Raw genomic sequence first — 6,100 nt, forward strand, 5'->3', positions numbered from 1 at the left:
TTGAAATGGGGGCGCAGAAAAGGGGGGGGCAGGCGTAAATAAAAAGGCCAGCGCGAGGCTGGCCTTGAAGAGAGGAAGCGCGGAGATTATTTCAGACCGGCCGCTTCCCGCAGCAGCGCCGCTTTGTCGGTTTTTTCCCATGGGAAATGTTCGCGACCAAAGTGACCGTAGGCTGCGGTTTCTTTGTAGATCGGGTGCAGCAGATCCAGCATCTGAATCAGACCGTATGGACGCAGGTCGAAGAACTCACGCACCAGCAGGGTCAGCTGTTCAGAAGGCACTTTCTCGGTGCCAAAGGTTTCCACCATGATGGACGTCGGTTCTGCAACGCCGATAGCGTAGGAAACCTGAATTTCGCAACGATCGGCCAGGCCTGCGGCAACGATGTTCTTCGCCACATAGCGCGCCGCGTAGGCTGCGGAACGGTCAACTTTAGATGGATCTTTACCGGAGAACGCGCCGCCGCCGTGGCGAGCCATGCCGCCGTAGGTATCAACGATGATCTTACGACCGGTCAGACCGCAGTCGCCCATCGGGCCGCCAATAACGAAACGGCCGGTCGGGTTGATGAAGAATTTGGTGGACGCGTTGAGCCATTCGGTCGGCAGAATCGGCTTGATGATCTCTTCCATCACTGCTTCCTGCAGGGATTTCTGATCGATATCTTCCGCGTGCTGAGTCGACAGAACGACCGCGTCGATGCCGACGATTTTGCCGTCGTCATACTGGAAGGTCACCTGGCTTTTCGCATCCGGGCGCAGCCACGGCAGGGTGCCGTTTTTACGCACTTCAGCCTGACGCTGCACCAGACGGTGAGCGTAAGTCACCGGCGCCGGCATCAGCACGTCGGTTTCGTTAGTGGCGTAGCCAAACATCAGCCCCTGGTCGCCGGCGCCCTGTTCCAGCGGATCGGCACGGTCAACGCCCTGGTTAATGTCCGGAGACTGTTTGCCAATGGCGCTCAGTACGGCGCACGAGTTGGCGTCAAAGCCCATATCGGAATGCACGTAGCCAATTTCGCGGACGGTGTTGCGGGTGATCTCTTCGATATCAACCCATGCGCTGGTGGTGATTTCGCCGCCTACCAGCACCATGCCGGTTTTGACATAGGTTTCACATGCGACACGCGCTTTCGGATCCTGCTCGAGGATCGCATCCAGCACGGCATCGGAGATTTGGTCAGCAATTTTGTCAGGATGCCCTTCTGATACGGACTCAGACGTAAAAAGGTGTTTTGCCATATTTTATTTCACCTGTGGACGATTCGGATAGCTCATACTGTTGTGTAATGTGGCTTTGGTGGATAATCAGCGCAAAGCCGCGCAGGTAGCGACACGAGCAGTCTGAGTGTTAATCAGTATAGACGGATTAACTTCTGGACGGCCATTTTAGGTCAAATCTTGAGCCCATTTCCAGCCTTTTTTGATGGCGGTCGCATTTATGGGAAAACCCGCCTGGCAAAATTTCCTGACAACCGCGCAAACAGGCACATTTTTATTTTGCTTTTTACCCCGCTTCTCGGTATAAAACGCCGCGCGCGGCTCATTAAAAAAGCGCACGGGGCATGGCCCTGTGGTGCCACTTCCAGCCGGGTTAAGCAGTCTGTATTTACAGAATCTCGCAGCGGCGTAGCGCCTGTTGCCCGGTATGTATAGCTTTGGCTTGTCGCCGACCCTGTCGCAGGGCGGTGTGGAGGTGATACCAGATAATGAACCAATGTTTTTCGTTTGATTCGTCGCGTCGTTCTGTCGCGCGTCAGCACTCCGCAACCTGCATCTCTCTCATGCAAACCAGCCGATGTTCACCCCATCTCGGCGCTTCTCAGGATTCCAGGGCCGGTCGGCCGTCAGAAAACTGAACAAGGGCGCTCTTGCCTGGCAAGAGTTTTCTCGTGGTTTCTCCGGACTGTCATACTCTGTTCGGCTACGTGTTTTACGATGATATGAATAAGAAACCGGTCGCGCAGTCGCAAAACCAGCAGATAGTGCTGGGCTTTAGGACTGTTCATGGGTTGTTATCGCATCTTTGGACTGCGATAGTAGTTAACTGTCTTACACTTATTATTAAAAATTGAGGTTCGCTATGTCTGACGACATGTCTATGGTTTCGCCTTCGTCAGCAGGCGAACACGGTGTACTACGTTCCATGCAGGAGGTAGCGATGAGCTCCCAGGAAGCCAGCAAGATGCTGCGTACTTATAATATTGCCTGGTGGGGCAATAACTATTATGACGTCAACGAACTGGGCCACATCAGCGTTTGCCCGGATCCGGACGTCCCGGAAGCGCGCGTTGACCTCGCGGAATTAGTCAAAGCGCGTGAAGCGCAAGGGCAGCGCTTGCCGGCGCTGTTCTGCTTCCCGCAGATCCTGCAGCACCGCCTGCGCTCGATCAACGCCGCCTTCAAACGCGCGCGTGAATCGTATGGCTATAACGGCGATTACTTCCTCGTCTACCCGATCAAGGTTAACCAGCACCGTCGCGTGATTGAATCGCTGATCCATTCCGGAGAGCCGCTGGGCCTGGAAGCCGGTTCGAAAGCGGAACTGATGGCCGTGCTGGCGCACGCCGGGATGACCCGCAGCGTCATCGTCTGTAATGGTTATAAAGACCGCGAATATATCCGTCTGGCGCTGGTGGGCGAGAAGATGGGCCACAAGGTCTATCTGGTCATTGAGAAGATGTCCGAGATCGCTATCGTACTGGAAGAGGCCGAGCGCCTGAACGTGGTGCCGCGCCTTGGCGTACGTGCGCGTCTGGCCTCGCAGGGCTCCGGTAAATGGCAGTCCTCCGGCGGCGAGAAGTCCAAGTTCGGCCTCGCAGCGACCCAGGTGCTGCAACTGGTCGAAATTCTGCGCGAGGCAGGCCATCTTGAGAGCCTGCAACTGCTGCACTTCCACCTCGGTTCGCAGATGGCTAACATTCGCGATATCGCCACCGGCGTGCGTGAATCGGCGCGTTTCTACGTCGAACTGCATAAGCTGGGCGTCAATATTCAGTGCTTCGACGTCGGCGGCGGCCTGGGCGTGGACTATGAAGGCACCCGCTCGCAGTCCGATTGCTCGGTGAACTACGGTCTGAACGAATACGCCAACAATATCATCTGGGCGATCGGCGATGCCTGCGAAGAGAATGGCCTGCCGCACCCGACGGTGATCACCGAGTCCGGCCGCGCGGTGACCGCGCACCATACCGTGCTGGTTTCCAACATCATCGGCGTTGAGCGTAACGAATACACCGAGGCGACCCCGCCGGCGGAAGACGCTGCGCGTCCGCTGCAGAGCATGTGGGAAACCTGGCTGGAGATGCACGAGACCGGCAACCGCCGCTCGCTGCGCGAATGGCTGCACGACAGCCAGATGGACCTGCACGATATCCACATCGGCTACTCCTCAGGCACCTTCAACCTGCAGGAGCGCGCGTGGGCGGAACAGCTGTATCTGAACATGTGCCATGAGGTGCAGAAGCAGCTCGACCCGAGCAACCGCGCCCATCGTCCCATCATCGATGAGCTGCAGGAGCGAATGGCGGATAAAATCTACGTCAACTTCTCGTTGTTCCAATCGATGCCGGATGCCTGGGGGATCGATCAGCTGTTCCCGGTGATGCCGCTGGAAGGGCTGAACAAGTCGCCGGAGCGCCGCGCGGTGCTGCTGGACATCACCTGCGATTCCGATGGCGCCATCGATCACTACGTGGACGGCGACGGGATCGCCACCACCATGCCGATGCCGGAATACGACCCGGAGAACCCGCCGATGCTGGGCTTCTTCATGGTTGGCGCCTATCAGGAGATCCTCGGCAACATGCATAACCTGTTCGGCGATACCGAGGCGGTGGACGTGTTCGTCTTCCCTGACGGCAGCGTTGAGGTTGAGCTGTCCGACGAGGGCGATACCGTGGCGGATATGCTGCAGTATGTGCAGCTGGATCCGAACACGCTGCTGACCCAGTTCCGCGATCAGGTGAAAAATACCGGTCTGGACGACGCGCTGCAGCAGCAGTTCCTCGAGGAGTTCGAGGCGGGACTGTACGGCTATACTTATCTGGAAGACGAGTAGCTGCTGATGCCCGGTGGCGCTGCGCTGACCGGGCCTGCGTATGTCGGCCGGATAAGGCGAAGCCGTCATCCGGCAGCATGCGATACTCACTTGAACCCGTATGCATTACCGGCGATAATTCACGCCAATAAGCGATTTATCTATCAAACCCTTCCTCGTCGGGCCTAACGACGCGGAGGGGTTTTTTTATACTTATTTTTTACGTTCCACGACTGTCAAAAGAGGTCATATCCATGAGCACTTTAGGTCATCAATACGATAACTCCCTGGTATCCAATGCCTTTGGCTTTCTGCGTTTGCCAATGAACTTTATGCCGTATGAAAGCGATGCGGACTGGGTCATCACCGGCGTGCCGTTCGATATGGCGACCTCCGGGCGCGCGGGCGGCCGTCATGGCCCGGCGGCGATCCGTCAGGTTTCTACTAACCTTGCCTGGGAGCACAACCGTTTCCCGTGGAACTTCGATATGCGCGAGCGCCTGAACGTGGTGGACTGCGGGGATCTGGTGTACGCCTTCGGCGACGCGCGCGAAATGAGCGAGAAGCTGCAGGCTCACGCCGAGAAGCTGCTGGCGGCCGGCAAACGTATGCTCTCCTTTGGCGGCGACCACTTCGTTACCCTGCCGCTGCTGCGCGCCCATGCCAAGCACTTTGGTAAAATGGCGTTGGTGCACTTCGATGCTCACACCGATACCTACGCCAACGGCTGCGAGTTCGACCACGGCACCATGTTCTATACCGCGCCGAACGAAGGGCTTATCGATCCGAACCACTCCGTACAGATCGGGATCCGCACCGAGTTCGACAAAGACAATGGCTTTACGGTACTGGATGCCGGCCAGGTTAACGACCGCAGCGTTGATGACGTGATTGCCCAGGTGAAGCAGATCGTCGGCGACATGCCGGTGTACCTGACCTTTGATATCGACTGTCTGGATCCGGCGTTTGCGCCAGGCACCGGTACCCCGGTTATCGGTGGGCTGACCTCCGACCGCGCGATCAAGCTGGTGCGCGGCCTGAAGGACCTGAACATCGTCGGGATGGACGTGGTGGAAGTCGCCCCGGCCTACGATCAGTCCGAAATTACCGCTCTGGCGGCGGCGACCCTGGCGCTGGAGATGCTGTACATCCAGGCGGCGAAAAAGGGCGAATAACCCCGGTAACCCCCTGTGCCGTACGGTACAGGGGGTTAATCAAGGCGCCGACCGCTGGGCCCGCGACCGCCGTCAAGGCGCACCGCATACTGGGCGAAACAGTCCACACCGAAGCCGACCGGTCCCTGGGTAAAGCCCGATTCGAAGGTGGCGATAATCCCCTGGCCCCATTCGGCTTTATCCGGCAACCCATCGCGATAATCACGTTTGGTATATACCCTAAATATTTCGAGTTGCCGGACAAAACGGCTAGCCGTTTTGAACAGCGCTTGCGCTGGCCCCGTAGGGGCGAGGCCCAGGGATAGGCCGAGTTATTGCCAACGCACATGCAGCTTGAAGTATGACGGGTATAAGCGTTACGTAAAAAGAGTTCCAAGTGGCTGTCTTCAATAAAGCCCTGGCTATTTGATTGTTGGCTGGCAAAGATTGGTGAGGAGGCGCTAGCGCCTCCCGCTGATGATTATTTAATCCCGTCGGCCTTCATGCGATCGCGAATATGCTGGGCACGCGCTTCTGAGGCCGGGTGATCGTCAAACATGGAGCTCTGACGGCCGGCTTCCAGCTTGGCCAGTTTCTCGAAGCTGGTGGCCAGTCCCGACGGATTGATACCGCGCTTACGCAGCAGGTCGTAAGAGTAGTCATCCGCTTCCGATTCCTGACGCTGGGAGAACTGCGAGTTCACCAGTTTTTCGCCCAGATCGCCCAACTGAGACTGCGACAGGCTACCGACGATACCGCCCGCGGAGGCCGCCGCCGCACGCACGGCGTTGGTACCCAGGGCGACCTGCATGCCTTTCTTCACGTGGCCCAGCGCGACGTGGCCCATTTCGTGGCCGATCACCGCCTCGACTTCATTATCGTTCATCCGAAGTTCTTCGTCTCCATGA

At 57.6% G+C, this 6,100-nt stretch carries 5 protein-coding genes and 2 pseudogenes; 3 read left to right on the top strand and 4 right to left on the bottom strand.

Features of this window, described 5'->3' with window-relative positions:
- Nucleotides 1-86 precede the first annotated feature (86 nt).
- Nucleotides 87-1,241: a methionine adenosyltransferase gene (metK, locus tag KHQ28_RS27700; protein WP_004149807.1), complete on the bottom strand. Its 1,155-nt coding sequence runs from the start codon at nt 1,239-1,241 to the stop codon at nt 87-89.
- Nucleotides 1,242-1,942: 701 nt separating this feature from the next.
- On the opposite strand from metK, the gene yqgB reads away from it, so the two are divergent.
- The 3 genes from yqgB (at nt 1,943) to speB (ending at nt 5,213) form a co-directional block, all read left to right on the top strand.
- Nucleotides 1,943-2,074 carry an acid stress response protein YqgB gene (gene yqgB / locus KHQ28_RS27710; protein WP_002916578.1) on the top strand — a complete coding sequence of 44 codons (132 nt, stop codon included), beginning with the start codon at nt 1,943-1,945 and terminating at the stop codon, nt 2,072-2,074.
- Between the two features lie 8 nt (nt 2,075-2,082).
- A complete protein-coding gene (gene speA / locus KHQ28_RS27715; RefSeq protein WP_004149805.1) occupies nt 2,083-4,059 on the top strand; it encodes a biosynthetic arginine decarboxylase in 1,977 nt (658 codons plus the stop codon).
- A 233-nt stretch (nt 4,060-4,292) separates the two neighbouring features.
- Nucleotides 4,293-5,213 (top strand): agmatinase, encoded by a 921-nt coding sequence (speB, locus tag KHQ28_RS27720; protein WP_002916572.1) that lies wholly within the window; start codon nt 4,293-4,295, stop codon nt 5,211-5,213.
- A 53-nt stretch (nt 5,214-5,266) separates the two neighbouring features.
- Here speB and KHQ28_RS27725 read toward each other — a convergent pair.
- From KHQ28_RS27725 to KHQ28_RS27730, 3 genes and pseudogenes are all read right to left on the bottom strand, one after another.
- Nucleotides 5,267-5,512, bottom strand: a pseudogene (locus tag KHQ28_RS27725) (OprD family outer membrane porin); the annotation flags it as partial.
- Nucleotides 5,513-5,556: 44 nt separating this feature from the next.
- Nucleotides 5,557-5,640 (bottom strand): annotated as a pseudogene (locus tag KHQ28_RS29410) (hypothetical protein); the annotation flags it as partial.
- A gap of 33 nt (nt 5,641-5,673) precedes the next feature.
- The coding region (locus KHQ28_RS27730) for a M48 family metalloprotease (protein WP_211777772.1) at nt 5,674-6,100 on the bottom strand (427 nt) is incomplete at its 5' end.

Source organism: Klebsiella sp. 28, assembly GCF_018223905.1.
Classification (GTDB): Bacteria; Pseudomonadota; Gammaproteobacteria; order Enterobacterales; family Enterobacteriaceae; genus Klebsiella; species Klebsiella pneumoniae.

Coding starts and splice junctions, on each gene's coding strand:
- speA (WP_004149805.1), top strand. CDS start 2,083: ATGTCTGACGACATGTCTATGGTTTCGCCTTCGTCAGCAGGCGAACAC.
- speB (WP_002916572.1), top strand. CDS start 4,293: ATGAGCACTTTAGGTCATCAATACGATAACTCCCTGGTATCCAATGCC.
- metK (WP_004149807.1), bottom strand. CDS start 1,241: ATGGCAAAACACCTTTTTACGTCTGAGTCCGTATCAGAAGGGCATCCT.
- yqgB (WP_002916578.1), top strand. CDS start 1,943: ATGAATAAGAAACCGGTCGCGCAGTCGCAAAACCAGCAGATAGTGCTG.